The following is a 21,294-nucleotide window of genomic DNA, read 5'->3' as shown; positions in this document are numbered from 1 at the left end:
CACATTTTCGATTGAGACCGGCGCGGGCGCAGTGGCGCTTACATCCGCTCGACCATCTTCCGCTTCAGATTGGCAATCGCCGCCGCCGGGTTCAGCCCCTTGGGGCAGGCCTTGGTGCAGTTGAGGATGGTATGGCAGCGATAGAGCCGGAAGGGATCTTCCAGATCGTCCAGCCGCTCGCCCGTGCGTTCGTCGCGGGAGTCTTCGACCCAGCGATTGGCCTGCAGAAGAATGGCCGGGCCGAGATAGCGGTCGCCGTTCCACCAATAGGACGGGCAAGCGGTCGAGCAGCAGGCACATAGAATGCACTCGTAGAGCCCGTCCAGCTTCTCGCGGTCGTCATGGCTCTGGCGCCATTCCTTCTGCGGTGTCGGGCTGTCGGTCTTGAGCCAAGGCTCGATCTCCCGGTGCTGCGCATAGAACTGCGTCATGTCCGGCACGAGATCCTTCACCACGGGCATGTGCGGCAGCGGATAGATGGCGATGGCCGCGCCCCTGGCCTCTTCCGCGTGCATTGTGCAAGCCAGCGTGTTGGTGCCGTCGATGTTCATCGAGCACGAGCCGCAGACACCCTCGCGGCACGATCGGCGGAAGGTGAGGGTCGGGTCGACCTTGTTCTTGATCCATAGAAGCGCGTCCAGAACCATCGGTCCGCACTCGTTCATGTCCACCCAATAGGTGTCGACGCGCGGGTTCTCGCCGGTGTCCGGGTCATAACGATAAACGCGGTATTCGCGCCAGCGGCCGGGCTCGGCGTCCGCGGCGGGCGGGTTCCACTCTTTGCCCTTCTTGATCTTCGAATTCTTGGGAAGTGCGAATTCAACCATCTCAGCTTCTTCCTTTGCGCCGGCCGGACTTGCCCCCGGCCTGACCCACGTTCGACGCGCGTCTCTAGTAGACCCGCTCTTTCGGCTCGATGTAAGCCACCTCGTTCGACAGCGTGTAGGTATGCACGGGGCGGAAATCGAGCTTCACCGTGTGCGTGCCGTAATCGGCGTAGGACAGGGTGTGCTTCATCCAATTGGTGTCGTCGCGCTTAGGGAAGTCCTCGCGCGCATGGGCGCCGCGGGACTCTTCACGGGCAAGCGCGCCCTGCACCGTCACGGCCGCCTGAGAGATGAGGTTGTCGAATTCCAGCGTCTCGATCAGGTCCGTGTTCCAGATGAGCGACCGGTCCGTGACCTTGATGTCCGCCGCGTCGTCCCAGACCTTCTTGATGCCCTTTACGCCTTCTTCGAGCACTTCCTCGGTACGGAACACCGAGCAGTCGCGCTGCATGGTCTTCTGCATGGCGAGACGCAGTTCGGCGGTGGGCGTGCCGCCATCGGCGTAACGGAACCCGTCGAACCGCGCGATCGAGGCTTCGCCCGCGCCCTTCGGCAGCTCCGGAATGGCCGAGCCTTTCGGAATGAGTTCGGCGCAGCGCAGTCCGGCGGCCCGGCCGAAGACCACGAGGTCGATCAGCGAATTCGAGCCCAGGCGGTTGGCGCCGTGGACGGACACGCAAGCCGCTTCGCCGAGGGCCATGAGCCCCGGCACAATGGCGTCGGGATCGCCGTTCTTCGGCGCGATTACCTCGCCGTGCATGTTGGTGGGGATCCCGCCCATATTGTAGTGGCAGGTCGGAATGATCTTGATCGGCTCCTTGCGGGCATCGACACCGCCGAAGATGCGGGCGAGGTCGGAAATACCCGGCAGGCGCTCGTCGATCAGATCCGGGTCCAGATGGTCCAGATGCAGATGCATGTATTCGCCGTCGGGACCGTGTCCCCGGCCTTCGCGGATCTCGATCGTGATGGCGCGGGAGACCACGTCGCGTGAGGCCAGGTCCTTGGCGGAGGGCGCATAGCGCTCCATGAACTTCTCGCCTTCGGAGTTCCGCAGGAAGCCGCCTTCGCCGCGGGCCGCTTCGGTGATCAGCACGCCGGCGCCGTAGACGCCTGTGGGATGGAACTGCACGAACTCCATGTCCTGCAGGGGCAGGCCTGCGCGCAGCACCATGCCGTTGCCGTCACCGGTGCAGATGTGGGCGGAGGTGCAGGAGAAATAAGCGCGGCCATAGCCGCCCGTCGCGAGGATCGTCTGATGCCCGCGGAAGCGGTGGATCGACCCGTCGGCCATGTTGATGGCGATGACGCCGCGGCAGGCGCCTTCGTCGTCCATGATGAGGTCGATGGCGAAATACTCGATGAAGAACTCCGCCGAATGGCGCAGCGCCTGACCGTACATGGTGTGGAGCAGTGCGTGGCCCGTGCGGTCGGCGGCGGCGCAGGTCCGCCGCGCCTGGCCCTTGCCGAACTCGGTGGTCATGCCGCCAAAGGCGCGCTGGAAGATCTTGCCGTCCTCGGTGCGGGAGAAGGGAACGCCCCAGTGCTCCAGCTCGTAGACGGCCTCGGGCGCATGGCGGCAGAGATATTCGATGCAGTCCTGGTCGCCGAGCCAGTCCGACCCCTTCACGGTGTCATACATGTGCCAGCGCCAGTCGTCCGGGCCCATATTGCCGAGCGCAGCGGCGATGCCGCCCTGGGCCGCGACCGTGTGCGAGCGCGTGGGAAAGACCTTGGAGATACAGGCCGTGCGCAGGCCCGCCTCGCTGGCGCCGACCACGGCGCGCAGGCCCGAACCGCCGGCGCCCACGACGATGACGTCATAGGCGTGGTCGGTGATCTCGTAAGCTCGGCCGTTCACACTGACGGCATTGTGCGGCGTGTTGAGCGTAGCGTCTTGAGGCATTTCGCATCAGCCTCCGAAACTGATTTTCAAAATGGCGAGGGTCGAGGCGATGGCGACCACCGCAGAGAAGAAGGTGGCGAGCATGAGCGAGGCGGTCTTGCAGAGCTTGTGGTGGAGGTAATCCTCGATGATTTCCCGCAAGCCGATCCTCATATGGACCGCGGCGGACCAGATCAGCGCCAGCATCAAGACGGCGACCACCGGGTTCGCGAGGCAGGCCTTCACGTCGGTGTAACTCGCGCCGGCATTGCGGACGATGAAGGCGATCAGGAAGATCACCAGCGGCACGTTGGCGACGGCCGTCAGCCTTTGGCGCCAGAACGTTTCCGTTCCGTGGTGGGCGGCGCCGAGGCCGCGGACGCGTTTAAGCGGCGTTGCCATGGCTAGTGGGCTCCCAGGTAGCAATAGCCGAGGATCCAGACGAGGACCGTCAGCGCGATCGAGCCGATGATGGTCGCCAGTGCGAGAATCTCGATCGTCCGTTTGTCGAGCCCGACGCCGGTATCCCAGATGAGATGGCGGATGCCGCCCAGCATGTGGTGGATCAGGGCCCAGGTAAACGCGAAGAGCAGGACGCGGCCAAGAAAACTCCCGAAGAAGTCCTGCACATAGGCATAGGTGCTCGGGCCCATGCTGACGGCCACGAGCCACCAGGTCAGCAGCGCGAAGCCGACGGCCAATCCCGCGCCAGTGATGCGATGCGCGATGGACATCATCATCGTCAGCATCGGCCGGTAGATCTGCAGATGCGGAGAAAGAGGCCGCTCCGCCCCAAGCTTATCTGTCATTGGTTTTTGTATGTGTTGCCCAGTCTGGTCTTGTCATAACGCACAGAGAAGACAGGGGCAATCGCGACAGCCTGGGCCCTTTGACCCAGGGCCGATGCTGCCGAAGCGCGCGGTGCACGCGCCGAAGGCTCTAAACTTTAAGCAGATTCAAGTCTCTAAGCGGGCTTGGCGATTTCGTAGCACGCTTCTTCGTCGTCGACGAACTTCGACATGATCCAGGTCTGGCCGCCGTCGAGCGACTCCCAAACGTGAGAGCCGACGATGTAGGCAACGCCCCCCATCATGCCGTCGTACGGTCCTTCCCAAGCCATGGGCAACTCCCCCAAGTCGCGGAACTAAGAGGCTCAAGAATGGGACCGAAAACTTTTACATAAGGTTTACACTAACGAATTGTGACGGGGACAACGGCCTATTCGGTGATGACGCCGCACGCGATCCGGGGTCCGGCATCGCCCGCCGGGTCCGAGACGTAGTCGTCGCCCTGCTCATGGAGCACGATGGCCGTGCCTTCGCCTGTGAGAAGGCCCGGCAGGCTCACCATCTGGTTCAGCACTTCGATGTGCAGCTTGCCGTTCTCCGGAACATGAATATTGGGCATGTCGCCCGCATGGGGACCAGCCGGGTTCTTGAGGCCATGCTGGTCTTCCTCCGGGTTGAAGTGCCCGCCGGCGGATTTGAAGTCCGGCGCCTCGCATTTGCCCGTCCCGTGGATGTGGAAGGCGTGCGTACCCTCCGGCAGCCCCGTCAGGTCGGCATCGAGCAGAACGCCCGAGGGCACCGCCGTCAGCGTCACCGTTCCGACTTCCTTGCCGTCCGGGTTCTGCAGGACTGCCTTGGCCGTCTCCGCCGCCGACGCCGGAGAAACCAAGGCCGGAGTAGCGAGGGTGACCGTGACGGCTCCTAGGGCGGCAATACGGAACAGGTTCTTCATCGCGGAAATCTCCTTCAGGGCGGCGCCTCACATCACTGAGGCCTATTGAACTTAGGCATCACTCTAACGAGAGAGAGAGGCCTAAGGGAGGCGGCGCGATCGCGCGCCGCCCTCTGGCACGGCTGCTTTAGCGCGGCAGAGCGACCCAGTAGTCCATATCGAGCACGACGCCGTCTTCCAGCTTGCCGTCCTCCTTCACGCCGGGGAAATCTGCGCAGTCGCGGTCCTTCACGGCAAAGGTGCGCAGGCGCAGCGCACCCGCATCCGACCGGCCCGGAAGCTCGGCTTTGTCCAGCACCTCGCTCCAAGCGTAGATCGTGTCGCCCGCGAAGGACGGCGCGGCGTGACGCGCCCCGTTGAGCCCCAGGATATGGAAAGCGTTGGCGAGGCCGTTGAAGCTGAGCGAGCGCGCAATCGAGATGATGTGGCCGCCATAGACGAGGCGGCGACCGAAGCGCTCCTGGGATTCACGGTGCTGGTTGAAGTGCACACGCGCGGTGTTCTGATAGAGCCGCGTCGCCATCTGGTGCTCGGCCTCTTCGATCGTTTGACCGTCCACATGGTTGATCTTATCGCCCACCGCATAGTCTCCCCAGCGGCGCGGGGAGCCGGCGAGCGCGTAGTCGTAGACCGTGAGCTTCAGGGGCGGCAGCGCCTTGCCGAGCGTGTCGGGCGAGATCTCCTTGTCGAGCTCCGGGATCACCGTCTCGGGCGCGGGCAGGTCGAGATTCTTCTTCACCACCATGACCCAGCGTGCGAAGGACAGAACCGGCTCGCCCTTCTGGTTGCGGCCCGTGGTGCGCACATAGACCGTGCCGTTCTTGCCGCTCGAGTTCTGCTTGACGCCGATGACCTCCGAGGTCGAGGCGATGGTATCGCCCGGATAGACCGGCGCGAGGAAGCGGAACTCCGCATAGCCGAGATTGGCGATGGCGTTGCGCGACACGTCGGGCACCGTCTTGCCGATGACGAAATGGAAGACGAGCGTGTCGTCGATGGGCGAGCGCGGATAGCCGATGCTTTGGGCGAAGGCGTCCGAGGATTGCACGGCGAAGCGGCCGCTATAGAGCGCCGTGTAGACGCTGACATCGCCGACGGTGACGGTGCGCGGCGTGGGGTGCACGATCTCCTCGCCGACTTTGAAGTCCTCGAAATAGTTTCCGGTAACGGTGCGGTCGATCTTTGGTGTCTGGGTCATGTGGTCGTTGTTGCGAGTTTCAATCCGATGATGGAACCGATCAGCGTCGCGATGAAGAACAGGCGCAGCGCCGTGACGGGCTCCTTATAGACGAGGATCCCGATAATGGCAGTGCCCGCAGCGCCAATCCCCGTCCAAATCGCATAGGCGGTTCCGATCGGGAGATCCTTCACCGCCTTGTTGAGAAGGACGAACGAAAGAACGATGCAGACGGTGAAAATCAGAGTCGGCCAGAGTTTCGTGAAACCGTCGGTGAGTTTGAGCGTCGAGGCAAAGCCGACCTCGAAGAGCCCGGCGGCGATAAGATACACCCAGGGCATGGCAGGGGTCCCTCTTGCTTCTTGCGACCAATCGCGCGGTGCGCCGGCTGGGCTCTCGGCGCCTTGGGGCAGCGAGAGGCGTCCAGCGCCGTGGGACCATAATTTCGGGGGGAGGGTCTGTCACCCTCCATGGAGGGTGTCGCGGTTGCGGCCTCGCAATAACAGCCGCCACAAACAAAAATGGCGGCCCCGCATATCGCTGGGACCGCCATTTTTGAAAACTTTACTGGATCAGCGCGAATTAAGCGCGGTCGAGCTCAGCCGGGAGGTAGGAAGTCACTTCCATGCCAGCTTCGGACTCGGTGATCTCGGGCTTCAGCCACTCTTTCATGATCGTCTCCTTCGGTTCAATCAATGAAGTCGTCCTACAATAATGGGGATGGTGGATGAGAACCGCATGACTCGTGCATGAAAACTATCTGAACAGCGGTGGGGCGCTCGCGGAGCCCAATACGCAAACAAAAATGGCGGCTCCGCCATCGCGAGAGCCGCCATTCGTGGTTTGCTAGATCAGCGCTAATTAAGTGCGGTCGAGCTCGGCCGGAAGGTAGGAAGTCACTTCCATACCAGCTTCGGACTCGGTGATCTCGGGCTTCAGCCACTCTTTCATGGTCGTCTCCTTTCGTTAAACGATACCCTAGGGTGCGACAATTTGGATGAGCGGCGCATGACGCGTCAATGAAAACAATCTGAACAGATTAAGGGTGCTGCCGGCAGTCACGATCGAGCGGCGCAGTAAGACGACAACCAGTCGCGCATACAAAAATGGCGGCCCCGCATATCGCTAGGACCGCCATTTTCGAAAACTAGGCTAGATCAGCGCTAATTAAGCGCGGTCGAGCTCAGCCGGAAGGTAGGAAGTAACTTCCATGCCAGCTTCGGACTCGGTGATCTCGGGCTTCAGCCACTCTTTCATGGTCGTCTCCTTGAGTTCGTTCGGTGAACGTTATCGTCCCTAGATAATGGCGATCGCGGATGAGAACCGCATGACTGCCGCATTAACAGATTCTTACAGGAATTATCCTTGTAAAACAGCATGTTGTGCTTTCCCGACCGCAGTCATCTGCGACGTTCTGTCAGATTCTGACAGCTATTGAAACAGCAAAGCCGCCTTGGCCAGCGTGTTGAACACCCCCCATAGAAGCGGAATGCCGACCAGCGTCCAGGCCAGGACCAGCTTGACCTTGTTGGCGCCCGAGACGGTCTCGTGATGGGTTGTTTCGGTCATTCTCAAGTCTCCATCGACGCTTTGAGTTCTTCTTCGGTCATGTGGTGCTTGTGGTCCACGGGGGTCATCAGCCAGTTCAAGATGAACCCGACGAAGAGAAGCCCCGCCATGATGTACATGGTGACCGAATAGGCGTCCGCCTTCGGCACCCCGTGATTGATCTGGTATTCGCGGATGTAGTTCACCAGGACCGGCCCGAACACGCCGGCCGCGGACCAGGCGGTCAAGAGCCGCCCGTGAATGGCGCCCACATAACGCGTGCCGAAAACGTCCCTGAGATAGGCGGGGATGGTGGCGAACCCGCCGCCATACATGGACAGGATCACGGCATACAAGGCGACGAAAAGGACGATGGAATCGATCTGTCCCGTCCAGGGCACGAGGGCGTAGAGCACCATGCCGAGGGCAAAGAAGATCATGTAGGTGTTACGCCGCCCGATGAAGTCGGAGGACGAGGCCCAGAAGAAGCGCCCGGCCATGTTGAACAGGCTCAAGAGGCCGACGAAGCCGGCCGCGGCCGCGGCCGTGATCTGCCCTGGAAACATCTCCTGGCTCATGGCCGAGGCCTGGCCAAGCACACCGATGCCGGCTGTCACGTTCAGGCAGAGCACGCCCCACAGCAGATAGAATTGCGGTGTCTTCAGCGCCTCGTCCACATGGACGTGGGCGGTGGTGACCATCTTCTTCGGCTGCGCGGGCGGCTCATAGCCTCGGGCAACCAGCCGTTGGGAGGCACGCGTACGAGGCCGCGCCGATCATCATGAAGACGAGATAGATGATGCCGAGCGTGACGAAGGTGCCCATGACGCCCACATCGGTCGGGCTGGAAAAGTACTTCATCAGCCATACGGACAGGGGCGAGGCGATCATCGCGCCGCCGCCGAAGCCCATGATGGCCATGCCCGTGGCCATGCCGGGCCGGTCGGGGAACCAGGTGATCAGCGTCTTCACCGGAGAGATATAGCCGAGCCCGAGGCCGCAACCGCCGAGCACGCCATAGCCGAGATAGATCAGCCAGAGCTGATGCAGATGGATGCCGAGCGCCGAGATCAGAAAACCGCCGCCAAAGCACAAGGCGGCGGTGAACATGGCCCGCCGCGGGCCCACGCGGTCGAGCCAGGTGCCGGTGAAGGCCGCGGAGAGTCCGAGGAAGACGATCGCAAGAGAAAAGATCCAGCCGAGCTGGGTGAGCTTCCAGTCGTCCGGCGCGGAGTGGGTGATGCCGATCAGCTTGGTCATCGGCAGGTTGAACACGCTGAACGCGTAGACCTGGCCGATACAAAGATGCACGCAAAGTGCGGCCGGCGGAACCAGCCATCGGCTGAAGCCCGGTTTCGCCACGGTGTGCGACCGGTCGAGCCAGCCGAACACGCCTCCAGATTCCGCGCTCGCTGCGGTCGTCATAAGTGGACACTCCCCCCGTTTGAATGGCGCATTTGTGCGCTTATTGGCGGCTACTCTGAACGGGCTTGGTGCTTATCGCAAGTGCCAGGAGCATGTTTCGACGCTGTTTGCCATCGACCCGGGCGACCCGGCGCGATTATGACGCCGATGTGACGGAACGCCCGCGTTCGCACGTGCTGCATGTCCCACCTCAACACTGTGACGCTCGGGGTCGGGGAGCGAAAAAAGGCCCCGCGCTCCGGAAGGTGTCAGGGGGCTGCCTGCACCAGGGAGAAGAGCGCGGGGCCGCGCGCCCCGATTGCGTCGATCAGGGGCGCTTAACTTGCCTTCTTGTACTTCTCGGCTTCCTCGGAGCCGCCGGTGGCGTCGCCGGCGGTGTAGGAGTGTGCGCCGGTGCCGGCCAGGGCGCCGCCCTGAACGATGAGATACTCATCGCGGATCGGTTTGCCGGCTAAGAAGCACTCCAGGATCTCGCGCGTGCCGGCGGCATAGCGCGTTTGTGCCGAGAGCGACGTCCCCGAGATGTGGGGCGTCATGCCGTGGTTCGGCATGGTGCGCCACGGGTGATCCTTGGGCGCCGGCTGCGGGAACCAGACATCGCCCGCATAGCCCGCGAGCTGGCCGCTCTCGAGAGCGCGTACCACGGCGTCACGATCGCAGATCTTGCCGCGCGCGGTGTTCACGAGATAACTGCCGCGCTTCATCTTGCCGATCATCGCATCGTCGAACAGATGCTCCGTCTCGGGATGGAGCGGGCAGTTGATGGTGACGACGTCGCAGGCCTTGGCGAGGGATTCGACATTCGGGTGGAAGGTCAGCCCGAGTTCCTCCTCCACATCAACAGGCAGGCGGTGCTTGTCGTAGTAGTGCAGGTTCACGCCGAACGGCTTCAGGCGGCGCAGCACTGCAAGGCCGATGCGGCCCGCGGCGACCGTGCCGACTTCCATGCCTTCCAGGTCGTAGGACCGCTCGACGCAGTCGGCGATATTCCAGCCGCCGTTCACCACCCACTGGTAGGACGGGATGTAGTTGCGAACGAGCGATAGGATCTGCATGACCACGTGCTCGGCGACGCTGATCGAGTTGCAGAAGGTCACCTCGGCGACGGTGACGCCCTTGTCCATCGCGGCCTGCAGGTCGACATGGTCGGAGCCGATGCCGGCCGTCAGGGCCAGTTTGAGGTTCTTCGCCTTGGCGATCCGGTCCGCCGTCAGATAAGCGGGCCAGAAGGGCTGGGAGATGACCACGTCGGCATCGACGAGTTCCTTCTCGAAGGTCGAATCCGCGCCGTCCTTGTCGGACGTCACGACGAGTTCGTGGCCATTGGCTTCCAGGAATTTGCGCAATCCGAGCTCACCGGAGACACTGCCGAGCAGCTCGCCGGGCGTGAAGTCGATGGCATCGGGTGTCGGGGCGGTCTGCCCGTCCGCGTAGCCCGCGATGTGGGGGATGCTGTCGCGGGCATATTTCGGCGGGAAGCCGTCAATTGGATCGTCGTAGAGTACACAGAGAACTTTTGCCATATCGGCGCTCCTTTAGAGGCGACATGACTGGGCGCTCGTGGACGTCCCGCAAGCGCCCACAAGCGGAGATGTACGACGCGCCAGACATGTCGCGCGTTGGGGGTCCCAAAACCGGAACTGAAATTCGGTTGGTGGACCGCGTTTCCTTTTGCCGGTTGGCGCGGGTTTTGTGGTGCGCTTCTGAAGTGCCGGCACGTCCATTACGCGCCCGGGCCCCAGCCCAATCAAGACGGCATTCCGAAAGGCCCGTTCGGCTTTTTCTATCGACGTTGCTGAGAGCGGACTCCCGCGTTGGAACGTTTTCGTGAGTGATCCGAAGTTTCGGGCTTTCTCTAAGCAGAGAGGCTCCTGAGATAGAAAATATCAATTAAACAGACACGGTTCTCCGGTTAGACAATCCCGATCCAAACTGAGAACTTCGTTCGAACGGAACAAGGATAAGAAACGTGCTTACAAAAAAACTTCTCGATGGGTATTGGCGGTTTCGGAACGACAGTCATCCGGCGGACAAGGGACGCTATGAACAGCTCGCCAGTTTAGGGCAGGCCCCGGCCGCGCTGGTGGTTGCCTGCTGCGACTCGCGCGTCGACGTGTCGGCGATCTTCGGGGCGGGGCCCGGCGATCTGTTCATTGTGCGCAATGTCGCCAATCTCGTTCCGCCGTTTCAGCCGGACGGAAAGTTCCATGGCACGAGCGCGGCTGTCGAATATGCGGCCATGGTGCTCAAAGTTCCCAACATCATCGTGCTCGGTCACTCCCATTGCGGCGGGATGGCCGCCTATCGCGACAAGCTGAAGGGTAAGCCGGACGACACCGATTTCATTGGGACTTGGCTGACACAGCTCGACGGGCTCGATGTCAAGAAAAGCGACATCGAAAGGCACGGGGAGGAGACGGCTTTCGAACTGGCCGGTGTGCGCCAGTCGCTGTCGAACCTGCGCATGTTCGATGCGGTGCGAAACAAGGAAGCCGAGGGCATGCTCGCTCTGCATGGGCTCCATTTCGACATCGGCAGCGGCGTGGTCCTGGCGCTCGACGAGGACACGGACACGTTCTCGCCCTTGCCCGAGACCGTCGAGGCCTGAGCACACCGTTCCGGCCGCGCGAGGTCTTAGACGAACCGGCGCTCGGTTCGTTTTCTTTAGGCAGAGACCAGCACTTTCTGGCCGTCTCGTCGGGAGTCCCTAAGCCGCTTTCTTCGCGAGCAGCCCGCGCTCGATCATGGTCTCGGCGATCTGGATCGTATTGAGCGCCGCGCCTTTGCGGAGATTGTCCGAGACGCACCACAGCGTCAGGCCGTTGTCGACGGTTTGGTCGTCGCGAATGCGGCTGACGAAGGTGGCGAAGTCGCCGACGCACTCGACCGGCGTCACGTAGCCGCCGTCCTCGCGCTTGTCGACCACGAGGACGCCCGGCGCGTCACGCAAGACGTCGCGGGCCTCGTCGGCGCTGAACGGGGTCTCGAACTCGATGTTCACGGCTTCGGCGTGGCCGACGAAGACGGGAACGCGCACGCATGTCGCGGTGAGCTTGATCTTCGGGTCCAGGATCTTCTTGGTCTCGGCCATCATCTTCCATTCTTCCTTGGTCGAACCATCGTCCAGGAAGATGTCGATATGGGGAATGACGTTGAAGGCGATCTGCTTGGTGAACTTCTCTGGCGACGGAGGATCGGTCACGAAGATGCCCTTGGTCTGGTTCCAGAGCTCGTCCATCGCCTCCTTGCCCGCACCGGACACGGATTGATAGGTCGAGCAGACCACGCGCTTGATCTTGGCCGCGTCGTGCAGCGGCTTCAGCACCACGACGAGCTGGGCGGTCGAGCAGTTCGGGTTTGCGATGATGTTCTTCTTGGTGAAGCCGGCGATGGCGTCGGGGTTCACCTCGGGCACGACCAACGGTACGTCCGGGTCGTAACGCCAGCAGGATGAGTTATCGATCACGACGCAGCCGGTCGCGCCAATCCGGGGCGACCATTCCTTGGAAATCGCCGAACCCGCCGACATCAGCGCGAAGTCGACGCCGGAAAAATCGAAGGTCTCGAGGTCGCGGCACTTCAGGCGTGCGTCGCCATAGGAGACCTCCCGGCCGACCGAGCGGCGCGAGGCGATCGGGATGACCTCGTCGGCGGGAAACTCCCGCTCCTCGAGGATATTCAGCATCTCGCGCCCGACATTGCCGGTCGCGCCGATGACGGCGACTTTGTAACCCATTCCGGTACTCCTGATGGCGCGACAGCGGGTCAATTCGGCGTGCGCGCGGTATTGGCGCGGATGTATGGGAAGGCGCGGCGAAAGTCAAAGCCGCCGCGAAAGCCCCGCCAAGGGACCTAGTTCACCCGGCGGCCCGGCAGTTCGACTTTGACCTCGGCGCATTTCTTCTGGGTGAACTCGTTGACCATCTCGACCACTTCCGAGCCGAGGAGGTTGGAGCGATTGTCGAGGCCGGTGCCCGCATAGAGGATCGGATAGATCATCAGGGGCGCCGACACGTCGCCCCAGTTGATGCTGGCGGAAACGGCCTTGCCGCCCCTGAAGGTCACCTCGGGCGCCAGTTCCGCCTCGACGACGTAGGGCTCCCCTTCGCCTGTATGCAGCTCGCAGGAGACCGCGAACTTTTCCATCTTGATGGTGGCGTTGGATTCGAGCATGGCGCCGGCTAGATCCGCGCGCGACAGGTTGAGCTTCGACTGGCAGACGGCTCTACCCCAGGGCCAGGAGAACTGATCGCCGAGCATCTTCGTCAGGCTTTCGGCCCGCCACGTCTTCTTGATGTCGCAGGCGATGTCCTCGCCCATCGGTTCGCGCGTGGCGATGATGTCGCAAATCTCGATCTTGCAGGCCTTGCGGGCTTCCTTCTCCGCCTTCTCCTCGGGCGTCAACTCGATCTTGGAGCTGACTTGCGGCCCGAGCACGGGTGCGTCCGGGATCGCGGTCTCGTCTTCCGAGGGCGTGGCGTCTTCTTCAGACGCTGCGTCCGCCGCCTCGGGCTCGGGGGCGTCCGTGCTTTCGTCTGGGTCGTTGCTCTCTGCGTCAGCCGCCGCGCCGGTGTCCGGCGTGCCCTCCGAGGCAGAGGGTGCGGTCTCGTCCGTCTCGTCCGCGGCCCAGGCAAGCGGCGCCGCGAGGAGCACGATGAGGGCGAGGGGCAGCCAAGCGGAAGGGTGTCTCATGTCACCTAACTGGCATTGTTTAACGACGCGATGATGGCATCGCCCATCTCACGAGTCCCGACCGTCTTGCAGCCGGCCTGCGCGATGTCGCCGGTCCGCAAGCCCTGGTCCAGCACGTCGGCGATAGCCGTTTCGATCCTGTCGGCCAGCGCGCCCTGGTCGAAAGAGTAGCGCAGGCACATGGCGAAGCTGGCGATGGTTGCGATCGGGTTGGCCTTGCCTTGGCCGGCGATGTCCGGCGCTGAGCCATGCACGGGCTCGTACATGGCCGGCCGCATGCCGTTGTCGTCGGGGGCGCCCAGCGAGGCGGAGGGCAGCATGCCGAGCGAGCCCGTGGCCATGGCCGCTTCGTCGGAGAGGACGTCACCGAAGAGATTGTCGGTCACGATCACGTCGAACTGCTTCGGCGCGCGGACGAGCTGCATGGCGCAGTTGTCGGCGAGGATGTGCTCGAGCTTCACGTCCGAATAGCTGTCCTTGTGGACCTGGGTGACCACCTCGTTCCACAGCACGCCGGTCTTCATCACGTTCCGCTTCTCGGCGGAGTGCACCAGGTTGCCGCGCTTGCGGGCGAGATCGAAGGCGACGGCGGCGATGCGCTCGATCTCGTAGGTCTCGTAAACCTGCGTGTCGACGGCGCGCTTCTGGCCGTTACCGAGATCGGTGATCTCCTTCGGCTCGCCGAAATAGACGCCGCCGGTCAGTTCGCGCACGATCATGATGTCGAGGCCTTCCACCAACTCGCGCTTCAACGACGAAGCCTCGGCCAGGGCCGGGTAGCAGATCGCGGGCCGCAGATTGGCGAATAGCTCGAGGTCCTTGCGGAGGCGCAGGAGACCCGCCTCGGGGCGTTTGTCGTAGGGGACGCCGTCCCATTTGGGCCCACCCACGGCGCCCAGCATGACCGCATCGGCCGCGTGCGCGGCCTCCATCGCGGTCTCGGAAATGGCTTCGCCGTGATCGTCGTAGGCGCAGCCGCCCACGAGGTCCGTCTCGGTCTCGATTGCGATGGCCCCGGTGCCGTTCGCCCATTCGACGAGGCGGGTGACCTCGTCCATCACCTCGGTGCCGATGCCGTCGCCAGGAAGAAGTAAGAGTTTGAATGAGGCCATGAATTTGCGTCCGCCCTATGCTAAAGCACCACTAAAGAAAGGCCGGAAATAGTCCGGCGGCGCTTTGGGTAGCGGGAGTGGGACATGCTGACAAGGGTGCTATTGACAGTTCTTGCGCTGGCGTTCGGGTCCAGCCTGGCAGCGGCGGCGGATGAGACCGACGATTCGGCGGCCAGGGCCGAGGCCAAGACCACGATCGTGAGCCTCGGGATCACCGATCACAAGGTCGATGAGAAAGAGCTGATGCGGCGCATGCTCCTGCCCACACCCAGCTTCAATTCGCCCGGCGTTGCTTACGGCTGGGTCGCCCACGCCAAGAAGGGCGACCGCGTGGAGCTCCATCTCACGCTGGACGGCGAGTCCTTGATGCATAGCGTCAACGAGATCACCGAGGACGACACCGACGTGTTGATTCAGGCGGGCAAGACGGGCGTTCCCGCGGGCGGCTGGCCCAAGGGTCAGTACACCGCGAAGGTGACCGTGACCCGTGGCGGCGAGACGGTCGTCGAGCAGGAAACCGATCCCGTTCCGTTCAAGTAAAGTCTCAGGTCTCGATTCATACCAAGAGCCTTCATGGCCGGGCTTGACCCGGCCATCTACGTCTAGCGGGCTTGCAGGGAAATCGTGGATGCCCGGATCAAGTCCGGGCATGACGGGATGGCTGCTAGATCCAAGGTCGCGCGGTGGCGGTTTTCTGCTCGAAGGCGTCGATGTTCGCCGCCTTTTCCATAGTGAGGCCGATGTCGTCGAGCCCTTCGATCAGGCAGCGCTTGCGGTGCGGATCGACGTCGAAGTGGATCTTGCCGCCGTCGGGGCCGGAGATCTCCTGGGCCTCCAGGTCGATGGTCAGCCGGGCATTGTCGCCGCGCTCGGCGTCGTCGATCAGCTTTGCGATCTCTTCCTGCGGCAGAACGATGGGCAGAATGCCGTTCTTGAAGCAGTTGTTGTAGAAGATGTCCGCGAATGACGGCGCGATGATGCAGCGGAAGCCGAAATCGAGCAGGGCCCAGGGCGCATGCTCGCGGGAGGAGCCGCAGCCGAAATTGTCGCCCGCGATCAGGATTTGCGCTTTCGTATACGGGTCCTTGTGCAGCACGAAATCTTCGTGCTTGGTGCCGTTCTCATCATAGCGCAGCTCGGCGAAAAGACCCTCGCCTAGGCCGGTGCGCTTGATCGTCTTCAGGTAATTCTTGGGGATGATCATGTCCGTGTCGACGTTGATCATCGGCAGATGGGCGGCTATGCCCGTGAGTGTCGTGAATTTTTCCATGATGAACCTCTATTCGCAGAGCCATATAGAGCTTTCCGGACAGAGTTTCTACTGTCACAGTCCCGCGCTGTTGCCGGGGCACGGTGCGGCCGGGCTTTGAGGACCTGAGGGGAGATCGAGCGCATGGCAGGCACGGTGATTTACGAGGCTCATCCGGCGATGTTCCGGGCCAGCCCCTTCTATTTCATCCTCTGCGTGCTGCTGATTGCCGTGTTCGGCCTCGGCATCATCCTGTTGCTCTACTGGTATCTCAAATGCCAGGCGACATCGCTGACTGTCACCGACCACGAGTTGCTCTACGAGAAGGGCATCTTGAGCAAGGAGCGGCTTGCAGTCGCGCTGCGTCATGTGCGCTCCGTTCAGGTCAATCAGAGCTTCCTCAACCGGATTTTCGGTGTCGGCGAAGTGATCATCGCCACCGCCGGCGACGAGCCCGAATTCTCCGTCGGCGAACTGCCAGAGCCCCATGAAGTGCGCGAGGCGATCAGCCGGGCGCAGGCTTCACAGTTGGACGACTAGAACGCGGCGCGTTCATCGGGAACCACATCGGAGGGCTTATGGGCGAGGGTGACCGGCAGGACCGAAAAGAGGCGACAAAGCTGTTCGTCGCCGTGGCTGTCGCGCTGATCCTGCTCGTTCTGCTCGGGTTTGGCGGGCTCTACTATTTGGGCGCGGCCATGGGGTCGGGCGATCCGTTCTCCGCCGGATTGGGATTGAAGAATGCCGCGCTGATCTCGTTCGCCGTGTCCTTGACCGTCATTTTGGTGATGGCGGTGGCGTCTGGCGGGGACGCCATTCTCGGCGAACTGCCGTTCACGATTGTCGGGTTTCTGATCTTTTTCGTGATTTTCTGGCTGATGATCGCCTGGATCTTCTAGGCGGCTAACATGACGGCCTGGAGGACGTCTAGTTGGACGGCCCGAGCGTATTGGGCTGCAAGCCGGAGCTTGTTGCCTGTTGGCTGCCATTGACGAGCTCGCGGTAGTAATTCCGCATGGTCGTGCAGCGTTTCGGGCCCGCCGGATGCACCGCGTCGCCCTTCAGCTTCGAGATAAAGGTACAGATCTCTTCCATGCCTTGGGCATCGAGCCAGCCCCACCTCACGCCGCGGCGAATGGCGAACAGGTCCGCCTTCGTTTCGCTGGCGCCGATGAACTGGTGCCCGCATTCATGGGAGTAGATGTAGAGCTTCACCTGAGTGGAAAGCCCCTGAATCTTGGCGGTGTTCATGATGAGAAAGCCGGGAAAAGCGCCGCCCCAGCTGTCGAACTTCGGGTTCAGCACGGTAGGCCGCGTGCCGCAATTGACCGGCACGTCGTCGATCTTCAGCGCGCCGTGAGGCACCTCTTTGGTCTGGGGGCCGGCCTGCTTCATGTATTGGCCGACGCTGGGCGCCTGGGCCCGATTGCCGCGGAAGACGAATTCCTGCGCGGTTGCCGTCTGGCCCCAGCCTATAGCGGCCGTAAGAGCAGCGGCAGCCAAAAGCAAGCACCCCAATATCGTCGTTTTGAACCCCATCCTTGTCCCAGTTTAGATGTGTAATGGTGTCTAGACAATGACCACCGATTGTCGCGGCGCTTTGCGTTCGCTCAAGTTCCGTGCGGTTCCGCCCATGCGTTAGCCCGCCGCCTCCGACTCGATGCGCTCCATGTCGTCATCGGAGAGGCCGAAATGGTGGCCGATCTCGTGGATCAAGACATGGGCGATGATGTCTTCGAGCGCTTCGTCGCGGGTCTGCCAATAGGCCAGAATCGGACGCCGGTAGAGGAAGATCATCTCCGGGAGCGGCGAGACATCGAGCACGCTCTGCCGGGTGAGATCGATGCCGTGATAGAGGCCCAAAAGCCCATAGGGCGAGTCAATGTGGAGGCTCTCAAGGACCTCCGATGCCGGGAAATCCTCGACGCGGATGACCACTTCCTGGGTCATGTCACGGAACGTGGCCGGGAGCTGCGCGAATGTCTGGTTCGCGACCGCTTCGAAATCGGCGAGATCCGGCACGCGATGGTGGTGTGACTGCGTCATGGTTCTTGGTGCATTTAGGGCGCCACGGGCCCATGGCAAGGGGAGGCCGCGGGCCGGGCCGGGAAATCCGGCGAGGTGTGGTAGATTGGCCACCATGACGGCCCGCAACATAACGGCATGGCTTGGTTTGGCGCTGCTGGCGCTGGCCGCCACGGGGACGGCGCACGCCAAGCAGAAATGCCCGGCCGGCGCGGAATGCTCGTCCGATTGCGGCGCCTGGAACAATTGGTGCCGGCCGCCCTGTGGCGATTGGAACGGGTATTGCGCGGGCCGCCAGGCCCTGCCGGACGTGCTTCTGGGATTACAGCCCCGCAGCTTCTTCGCCGACCCGAAATGGACGGGTACGGCTAGGCCGGCTTCCCCGCAAGGACGATCGCTTCGCGCAAGGTGAAGGTGAGGCCGTCCGCGGCCTCGCGCGGGCGCAACAGGCTCCGCAAGGGCTCCTCGTCGAGCATCTCGCGCAAACGCGCCACGGTCTGCGGGCTGCAGCGCATGCGCTCCACCCACGCCTCGAAACCGATGTCCTGATCCATCACCTCGGCGGACTGGAGCTCCAGCCCTGCTTCGTCGATCAGCGCGCACCACTCTTTGAGCGACAGCGCCCGGCCATGGCTGGGGTCGCGCAGCTTCTCGAACGCGTTATAGCTCGCAGCGATGTCCGCATCGTCCGGCGAGACATTGTCCACCAGGGCAAAGACGCCGCCGGGGATCAGCACGCGCGCGGCCTCGGCCACGAATTTCTCAGGTCTCGGAAAATGATGGGCCGCCAGCCGGCAGGTCACCAGATGGAAGCTGGTGTCGGGGAAGGGCAGGTCCTGGGCGTTGGCCTTGCGCGTGACGACATTCGTCAGGCCGCGCTCCTTCGCCAGCAGCTTCACCTGAGCGAGCATTTCCGGCGTGATGTCGGACGCGGTCGACTTGGCGATGCCGGGCGCGAAGGCAAGCGCCGTATGGCCAGCGCCAGTCGCAATGTCGAGCTGCCTCCATGTCGGAAGCGGGTCGATCAGTTCCGTGAGCCGGGCGAGCGAGGGGCCTTCCGCGTGCACGGCGCAGGCCGCGTAGTCGCTTGCCGCCTCACCGAACTTCTTCTGGACCAGCGATGTCATGCCGCCTCTCCAATAAGCTGCGGTGAATCCAACCGGCTGCGCTAATGCATCTCGCGGATGTCGACGAAGCGCCCGGCAATGGCGGCCGCCGCGGCCATCTGCGGCGAGACCAGATGGGTACGGCCCAGGCGGCCCTGACGGCCTTCGAAGTTGCGGTTCGAGGTCGAGGCGCAACGCTCGCCTGGCGCCAGCTTGTCCGGGTTCATGGCAAGGCACATGGAACAGCCCGGCTCGCGCCATTCGAAGCCGGCTTCGGTGAAGATCTTGTCCAGACCCTCTTCCTCGGCCTGCAGCTTCACGAGGCCGGAGCCCGGTACGATCATCGCGTTCAGGTTCTCGTTGACGTGCTGGCCTGCGACCACCTTCGCCACGGCGCGCAAATCCTCGATGCGGCCGTTGGTGCACGAGCCGATGAAGATACGGTCCAGCGCGATGTCGGTGACCTTCTCGCCGCCTTTGAGACCCATATAGTCGAGGGCGCGGATCGCGGCCTGACGCTTCGTGTCGTCCGTTATGTCAGCCGGGTTCGGCACGCGGCCGTCGATGGCCACCACCTGCTCGGGGCTCGTGCCCCAGGTGACGATGGGCGGCAGGTTCGCCGCGTCCAGCACGATCTCGGCGTCGAAATGGGCGCCTTCGTCGGTGAACAGCGTCTCCCAATGGGCCTTCGCCATCTCGAACGCGGCGCCTTTCGGCGCGCGCGGCCGGCCCATGATGTAGTCGAACGTCTTCTGATCGGGCGCGATCAGGCCTGCGCGGGCACCGCCCTCGATCGACATGTTGCAGACGGTCATGCGGCCTTCCATGGAAAGGTCGCGAATGGCCTCGCCCGCATATTCGATGACGTGGCCGGTGCCGCCGGCGGTGCCGATCTTGCCGATGATGGCGAGGATGATGTCTTTCGCGGTGACGTTCTCGGGCAGCTTGCCGTCGACACGCACCAGCATGTTCTTGGCCTTCTGCTGGATCAGCGTCTGGGTGGCGAGCACATGCTCCACCTCGGAGGTGCCGATGCCGTGGGCCAGCGCGCCGAACGCGCCGTGGGTCGAGGTGTGGCTGTCGCCGCAGACGATGGTGGTGCCGGGCAGGGTGAAGCCTTGCTCGGGGCCGACCACGTGCACGATGCCCTGGCGCTTGTCGAGCTCATGGTAGTAGTCGATGCCGAAGTCCTTGGCGTTCTTGGCGAGCGCCGCGACTTGGGTGGCCGAATCCGGATCGTCGATGCCCTTGGACCGGTCCGTGGTCGGAACGTTGTGGTCTACCACGGCGAGCGTCTTCTCGGGCGCGCGCACATCGCGGCCGGCCATGCGTAGGCCTTCAGCCTGCGGGCTCGTGACCTCGTGGACGAGGTGGCGGTCGATATAGATGAGGCTGGTCCCGTCGGGGGCCTCGTGGACCAGATGTTCGTCCCAGATTTTGTCGTAGAGCGTGCGGGGCTTTGCCATTGATCTGAACTCAACCTTTCGGATCTTCCACGCCTCAGATGGCGATTAAATCCGGAAATTCCAGTTGCGCGGCAAGCCTGTGACGGCACCCGTCAGGGGCGCCTAGGAGAGCCGCCCGAAGAAGCATCGGCTTTTGGAGAGGGGCGGCCGGGTCGATGCCCGGCCGATCCTTCTTGAAAGACGCTACGCGTCCTTTTTTTCAGCCGTGTCGGACTCTGCCGGTTCGTCCTCAATCGCCGGGACTTCTTCGGCCGTGGTTTCGGCCAGAAGCGCGACGGCTTTGGAGCTCCAGTCGTTGTCTTCGATCTGGCTGCCGAGCGAGAGCCTGTCGGCGAGATAGGCGATACCGTCATCGCTGAGATTGGCGATCTGGTCGAACTTGGTGACGCCGAGCTTGTTCAGCTTCTTCTCGAGATCCTCGGTAATGCCGGCGATGAGTTTCAGATCGTCCGGCTCGCCCTTGGGCTTGGTGAAGCCCTTGAAGCCGTGCGCCTTCTTGCCCTTGGCGTCGGTGCGCGTATCGCGGCGCTCCGGAATACGGGCCGCCTTGCCGCGGCGTCCACGCAGGTAATAGAGCTTGGCCCGGCGCACGCGGCCGTGGCGAACCACTTCGATGGATTCGATCAGCGGCGAGTGGATGGGGAACACGCGCTCCACGCCTTCGCCGTAGGAAATCTTGCGGACGGTGAAGTTCTCGTGGATGCCGCCACCGGCGCGGCCGATGCACACGCCCTCATAGGCCTGAACGCGGCTGCGCTCGCCTTCCACAACCTTCACGTTGACGCGGACGGTGTCACCGGGGCCGAACTCCGGCACGCTGCGCTTGTTGCGGCGCTCGGTGATCTGCTCTGCTTCGAGCTCGGCAATAATGTTCATCTCGATACCTTTCACGGGCGCCTGCCGGGCCGTTTGCGACCCATGGACGAACGCCATTCTTTTTGATTGGTCTTTCGTCCGGAACTGAAATTTCCAGACGCTCTAGGCCGCCCAAGGCATATACTCGGCGGCCAGCGGAGGTTTCCTACCCCAGGATTTGGGGTTT

28 protein-coding genes are annotated in these 21,294 nt (G+C 62.9%); 4 read left to right on the top strand and 24 right to left on the bottom strand.

The window, feature by feature from the left end; genetic code table 11:
* Nucleotides 1-38 precede the first annotated feature (38 nt).
* The 15 genes from AUC70_RS15355 to AUC70_RS15300 all read right to left on the bottom strand — a co-directional run bounded on the left by AUC70_RS15355 (nucleotide 39) and on the right by AUC70_RS15300 (nucleotide 10,125).
* Entirely contained in the window at nucleotides 39-827 is a 789-nt protein-coding gene (locus AUC70_RS15355) for a succinate dehydrogenase iron-sulfur subunit (protein WP_069445658.1), read from the bottom strand.
* Nucleotides 828-891: 64 nt separating this feature from the next.
* A complete protein-coding gene (gene sdhA / locus AUC70_RS15350; protein WP_069445657.1) occupies nucleotides 892-2,733 on the bottom strand; it encodes a succinate dehydrogenase flavoprotein subunit in 1,842 nt (613 codons plus the stop codon).
* A 6-nt stretch (nucleotides 2,734-2,739) separates the two neighbouring features.
* Nucleotides 2,740-3,114 carry a succinate dehydrogenase, hydrophobic membrane anchor protein gene (gene sdhD, locus AUC70_RS15345; protein ID WP_069445656.1) on the bottom strand — a complete coding sequence of 125 codons (375 nt, stop codon included), beginning with the start codon at nucleotides 3,112-3,114 and terminating at the stop codon, nucleotides 2,740-2,742.
* A gap of 2 nt (nucleotides 3,115-3,116) precedes the next feature.
* The gene (gene sdhC, locus AUC70_RS15340) at nucleotides 3,117-3,521 is read right to left on the bottom strand and encodes a succinate dehydrogenase, cytochrome b556 subunit (protein WP_069445655.1); all 405 of its coding nucleotides are present in this window, start codon (nucleotides 3,519-3,521) and stop codon (nucleotides 3,117-3,119) included.
* Between the two features lie 155 nt (nucleotides 3,522-3,676).
* Nucleotides 3,677-3,832 carry a hypothetical protein gene (locus AUC70_RS17280; RefSeq protein ID WP_156137327.1) on the bottom strand — a complete coding sequence of 52 codons (156 nt, stop codon included), beginning with the start codon at nucleotides 3,830-3,832 and terminating at the stop codon, nucleotides 3,677-3,679.
* 98 nt (nucleotides 3,833-3,930) lie between these two features.
* Nucleotides 3,931-4,452 carry a superoxide dismutase family protein gene (locus AUC70_RS15335; RefSeq protein ID WP_069445654.1) on the bottom strand — a complete coding sequence of 174 codons (522 nt, stop codon included), beginning with the start codon at nucleotides 4,450-4,452 and terminating at the stop codon, nucleotides 3,931-3,933.
* A 127-nt stretch (nucleotides 4,453-4,579) separates the two neighbouring features.
* Nucleotides 4,580-5,650 (bottom strand): MaoC family dehydratase, encoded by a 1,071-nt coding sequence (locus tag AUC70_RS15330; protein ID WP_069445653.1) that lies wholly within the window; start codon nucleotides 5,648-5,650, stop codon nucleotides 4,580-4,582.
* Entirely contained in the window at nucleotides 5,647-5,970 is a 324-nt protein-coding gene (locus AUC70_RS15325) for a DMT family transporter (protein WP_069445652.1), read from the bottom strand. Before AUC70_RS15325 ends, AUC70_RS15330 begins: the two co-directional genes overlap by 4 nt.
* Nucleotides 5,971-6,211: 241 nt before the next feature.
* Nucleotides 6,212-6,325 carry a pyrroloquinoline quinone precursor peptide PqqA gene (gene pqqA / locus AUC70_RS15320; RefSeq protein ID WP_045363340.1) on the bottom strand — a complete coding sequence of 38 codons (114 nt, stop codon included), beginning with the start codon at nucleotides 6,323-6,325 and terminating at the stop codon, nucleotides 6,212-6,214.
* A gap of 165 nt (nucleotides 6,326-6,490) precedes the next feature.
* Nucleotides 6,491-6,580: a pyrroloquinoline quinone precursor peptide PqqA gene (pqqA, locus tag AUC70_RS15315; protein WP_069445651.1), complete on the bottom strand. Its 90-nt coding sequence runs from the start codon at nucleotides 6,578-6,580 to the stop codon at nucleotides 6,491-6,493.
* A 216-nt stretch (nucleotides 6,581-6,796) separates the two neighbouring features.
* On the bottom strand, nucleotides 6,797-6,886 hold the full coding sequence (pqqA, locus tag AUC70_RS15310) for a pyrroloquinoline quinone precursor peptide PqqA (protein WP_045363338.1): 90 nt from the start codon (nucleotides 6,884-6,886) through the stop codon (nucleotides 6,797-6,799).
* Between the two features lie 174 nt (nucleotides 6,887-7,060).
* Entirely contained in the window at nucleotides 7,061-7,198 is a 138-nt protein-coding gene (locus AUC70_RS17410) for an MFS transporter small subunit (protein ID WP_174202143.1), read from the bottom strand.
* Nucleotides 7,199-7,200: 2 nt separating this feature from the next.
* The gene (locus tag AUC70_RS18680) at nucleotides 7,201-7,878 is read right to left on the bottom strand and encodes an MFS transporter (RefSeq protein WP_342022690.1); all 678 of its coding nucleotides are present in this window, start codon (nucleotides 7,876-7,878) and stop codon (nucleotides 7,201-7,203) included.
* Nucleotides 7,879-7,900: 22 nt separating this feature from the next.
* Nucleotides 7,901-8,602: an MFS transporter gene (locus AUC70_RS18675; RefSeq protein WP_342022688.1), complete on the bottom strand. Its 702-nt coding sequence runs from the start codon at nucleotides 8,600-8,602 to the stop codon at nucleotides 7,901-7,903.
* 317 nt (nucleotides 8,603-8,919) lie between these two features.
* Nucleotides 8,920-10,125 carry an NAD-dependent formate dehydrogenase gene (locus AUC70_RS15300; protein ID WP_069445650.1) on the bottom strand — a complete coding sequence of 402 codons (1,206 nt, stop codon included), beginning with the start codon at nucleotides 10,123-10,125 and terminating at the stop codon, nucleotides 8,920-8,922.
* A gap of 446 nt (nucleotides 10,126-10,571) precedes the next feature.
* Here AUC70_RS15300 and AUC70_RS15295 point away from each other — a divergent pair, with 446 nt between their 5' ends.
* Nucleotides 10,572-11,210, top strand: a complete 639-nt coding sequence (locus AUC70_RS15295) for a carbonic anhydrase (RefSeq protein WP_069445649.1) — start codon at nucleotides 10,572-10,574, stop codon at nucleotides 11,208-11,210.
* A gap of 99 nt (nucleotides 11,211-11,309) precedes the next feature.
* Here AUC70_RS15295 and AUC70_RS15290 read toward each other — a convergent pair whose 3' ends face one another.
* From AUC70_RS15290 to leuB, 3 genes are all read right to left on the bottom strand, one after another.
* A complete protein-coding gene (locus AUC70_RS15290; RefSeq protein WP_069445648.1) occupies nucleotides 11,310-12,338 on the bottom strand; it encodes an aspartate-semialdehyde dehydrogenase in 1,029 nt (342 codons plus the stop codon).
* Between the two features lie 116 nt (nucleotides 12,339-12,454).
* Nucleotides 12,455-13,294 (bottom strand): hypothetical protein, encoded by an 840-nt coding sequence (locus tag AUC70_RS15285; RefSeq protein WP_069445647.1) that lies wholly within the window; start codon nucleotides 13,292-13,294, stop codon nucleotides 12,455-12,457.
* 5 nt (nucleotides 13,295-13,299) lie between these two features.
* A complete protein-coding gene (leuB, locus tag AUC70_RS15280) occupies nucleotides 13,300-14,406 on the bottom strand; it encodes a 3-isopropylmalate dehydrogenase (RefSeq protein ID WP_069445646.1) in 1,107 nt (368 codons plus the stop codon).
* 84 nt (nucleotides 14,407-14,490) lie between these two features.
* On the opposite strand from leuB, the gene AUC70_RS17275 reads away from it, so the two are divergent.
* Nucleotides 14,491-14,946, top strand: coding sequence for a hypothetical protein (locus AUC70_RS17275; RefSeq protein ID WP_069445645.1), 456 nt, complete (start codon nucleotides 14,491-14,493; stop codon nucleotides 14,944-14,946).
* Between the two features lie 124 nt (nucleotides 14,947-15,070).
* Here AUC70_RS17275 and leuD read toward each other — a convergent pair whose 3' ends face one another.
* Nucleotides 15,071-15,676 (bottom strand): 3-isopropylmalate dehydratase small subunit, encoded by a 606-nt coding sequence (gene leuD / locus AUC70_RS15270; protein ID WP_069445644.1) that lies wholly within the window; start codon nucleotides 15,674-15,676, stop codon nucleotides 15,071-15,073.
* Between the two features lie 123 nt (nucleotides 15,677-15,799).
* Here leuD and AUC70_RS15265 point away from each other — a divergent pair, with 123 nt between their 5' ends.
* Both AUC70_RS15265 and AUC70_RS15260 read left to right on the top strand, forming a co-directional pair.
* Nucleotides 15,800-16,195, top strand: coding sequence for a PH domain-containing protein (locus AUC70_RS15265; RefSeq protein WP_069445643.1), 396 nt, complete (start codon nucleotides 15,800-15,802; stop codon nucleotides 16,193-16,195).
* 38 nt (nucleotides 16,196-16,233) lie between these two features.
* Complete coding sequence (locus AUC70_RS15260; RefSeq protein WP_069445642.1) at nucleotides 16,234-16,554, top strand: hypothetical protein; 321 nt, start codon at nucleotides 16,234-16,236, stop codon at nucleotides 16,552-16,554.
* A gap of 28 nt (nucleotides 16,555-16,582) precedes the next feature.
* On the opposite strand, the gene AUC70_RS15255 is transcribed toward AUC70_RS15260, so the two are convergent.
* From AUC70_RS15255 to rplS, 5 genes are all read right to left on the bottom strand, one after another.
* On the bottom strand, nucleotides 16,583-17,158 hold the full coding sequence (locus AUC70_RS15255) for a hypothetical protein (protein WP_069445641.1): 576 nt from the start codon (nucleotides 17,156-17,158) through the stop codon (nucleotides 16,583-16,585).
* A gap of 135 nt (nucleotides 17,159-17,293) precedes the next feature.
* Nucleotides 17,294-17,701 carry a metallopeptidase family protein gene (locus tag AUC70_RS15250; protein ID WP_069445640.1) on the bottom strand — a complete coding sequence of 136 codons (408 nt, stop codon included), beginning with the start codon at nucleotides 17,699-17,701 and terminating at the stop codon, nucleotides 17,294-17,296.
* 347 nt (nucleotides 17,702-18,048) lie between these two features.
* Nucleotides 18,049-18,807, bottom strand: a complete 759-nt coding sequence (locus AUC70_RS15245) for a class I SAM-dependent methyltransferase (RefSeq protein ID WP_069445639.1) — start codon at nucleotides 18,805-18,807, stop codon at nucleotides 18,049-18,051.
* A gap of 41 nt (nucleotides 18,808-18,848) precedes the next feature.
* On the bottom strand, nucleotides 18,849-20,252 hold the full coding sequence (leuC, locus tag AUC70_RS15240) for a 3-isopropylmalate dehydratase large subunit (RefSeq protein WP_069445638.1): 1,404 nt from the start codon (nucleotides 20,250-20,252) through the stop codon (nucleotides 18,849-18,851).
* A 183-nt stretch (nucleotides 20,253-20,435) separates the two neighbouring features.
* Nucleotides 20,436-21,185, bottom strand: a complete 750-nt coding sequence (rplS, locus tag AUC70_RS15235) for a 50S ribosomal protein L19 (protein WP_425283614.1) — start codon at nucleotides 21,183-21,185, stop codon at nucleotides 20,436-20,438.
* Nucleotides 21,186-21,294 lie beyond the last annotated feature (109 nt).

Source organism: Methyloceanibacter stevinii, assembly GCF_001723355.1.
Classification (GTDB): domain Bacteria; phylum Pseudomonadota; class Alphaproteobacteria; order Rhizobiales; family Methyloligellaceae; genus Methyloceanibacter; species Methyloceanibacter stevinii.
This window is presented reverse-complemented; position numbering and strand designations above follow the sequence as displayed.

Bases quoted from the DNA above. Each gene is read 5' to 3' on its own strand.
- AUC70_RS15355 (WP_069445658.1), bottom strand. From the start codon at position 827: ATGGTTGAATTCGCACTTCCCAAGAATTCGAAGATCAAGAAGGGCAAA.
- sdhA (WP_069445657.1), bottom strand. From the start codon at position 2,733: ATGCCTCAAGACGCTACGCTCAACACGCCGCACAATGCCGTCAGTGTG.
- sdhD (WP_069445656.1), bottom strand. From the start codon at position 3,114: ATGGCAACGCCGCTTAAACGCGTCCGCGGCCTCGGCGCCGCCCACCAC.
- sdhC (WP_069445655.1), bottom strand. From the start codon at position 3,521: ATGACAGATAAGCTTGGGGCGGAGCGGCCTCTTTCTCCGCATCTGCAG.
- AUC70_RS17280 (WP_156137327.1), bottom strand. From the start codon at position 3,832: ATGGCTTGGGAAGGACCGTACGACGGCATGATGGGGGGCGTTGCCTAC.
- AUC70_RS15335 (WP_069445654.1), bottom strand. From the start codon at position 4,452: ATGAAGAACCTGTTCCGTATTGCCGCCCTAGGAGCCGTCACGGTCACC.
- AUC70_RS15330 (WP_069445653.1), bottom strand. From the start codon at position 5,650: ATGACCCAGACACCAAAGATCGACCGCACCGTTACCGGAAACTATTTC.
- AUC70_RS15325 (WP_069445652.1), bottom strand. From the start codon at position 5,970: ATGCCCTGGGTGTATCTTATCGCCGCCGGGCTCTTCGAGGTCGGCTTT.
- pqqA (WP_069445651.1), bottom strand. From the start codon at position 6,580: ATGAAAGAGTGGCTGAAGCCCGAGATCACCGAGTCCGAAGCTGGTATG.
- pqqA (WP_045363338.1), bottom strand. From the start codon at position 6,886: ATGAAAGAGTGGCTGAAGCCCGAGATCACCGAGTCCGAAGCTGGCATG.
- AUC70_RS17410 (WP_174202143.1), bottom strand. From the start codon at position 7,198: ATGACCGAAACAACCCATCACGAGACCGTCTCGGGCGCCAACAAGGTC.
- AUC70_RS18680 (WP_342022690.1), bottom strand. From the start codon at position 7,878: ATGGTCACCACCGCCCACGTCCATGTGGACGAGGCGCTGAAGACACCG.
- AUC70_RS18675 (WP_342022688.1), bottom strand. From the start codon at position 8,602: ATGACGACCGCAGCGAGCGCGGAATCTGGAGGCGTGTTCGGCTGGCTC.
- AUC70_RS15300 (WP_069445650.1), bottom strand. From the start codon at position 10,125: ATGGCAAAAGTTCTCTGTGTACTCTACGACGATCCAATTGACGGCTTC.
- AUC70_RS15290 (WP_069445648.1), bottom strand. From the start codon at position 12,338: ATGGGTTACAAAGTCGCCGTCATCGGCGCGACCGGCAATGTCGGGCGC.
- AUC70_RS15285 (WP_069445647.1), bottom strand. From the start codon at position 13,294: ATGAGACACCCTTCCGCTTGGCTGCCCCTCGCCCTCATCGTGCTCCTC.
- leuB (WP_069445646.1), bottom strand. From the start codon at position 14,406: ATGGCCTCATTCAAACTCTTACTTCTTCCTGGCGACGGCATCGGCACC.
- AUC70_RS17275 (WP_069445645.1), top strand. From the start codon at position 14,491: ATGCTGACAAGGGTGCTATTGACAGTTCTTGCGCTGGCGTTCGGGTCC.
- leuD (WP_069445644.1), bottom strand. From the start codon at position 15,676: ATGGAAAAATTCACGACACTCACGGGCATAGCCGCCCATCTGCCGATG.
- AUC70_RS15265 (WP_069445643.1), top strand. From the start codon at position 15,800: ATGGCAGGCACGGTGATTTACGAGGCTCATCCGGCGATGTTCCGGGCC.
- AUC70_RS15260 (WP_069445642.1), top strand. From the start codon at position 16,234: ATGGGCGAGGGTGACCGGCAGGACCGAAAAGAGGCGACAAAGCTGTTC.
- AUC70_RS15250 (WP_069445640.1), bottom strand. From the start codon at position 17,701: ATGACGCAGTCACACCACCATCGCGTGCCGGATCTCGCCGATTTCGAA.
- AUC70_RS15245 (WP_069445639.1), bottom strand. From the start codon at position 18,807: ATGACATCGCTGGTCCAGAAGAAGTTCGGTGAGGCGGCAAGCGACTAC.
- leuC (WP_069445638.1), bottom strand. From the start codon at position 20,252: ATGGCAAAGCCCCGCACGCTCTACGACAAAATCTGGGACGAACATCTG.
- rplS (WP_425283614.1), bottom strand. From the start codon at position 21,185: ATGGCGTTCGTCCATGGGTCGCAAACGGCCCGGCAGGCGCCCGTGAAA.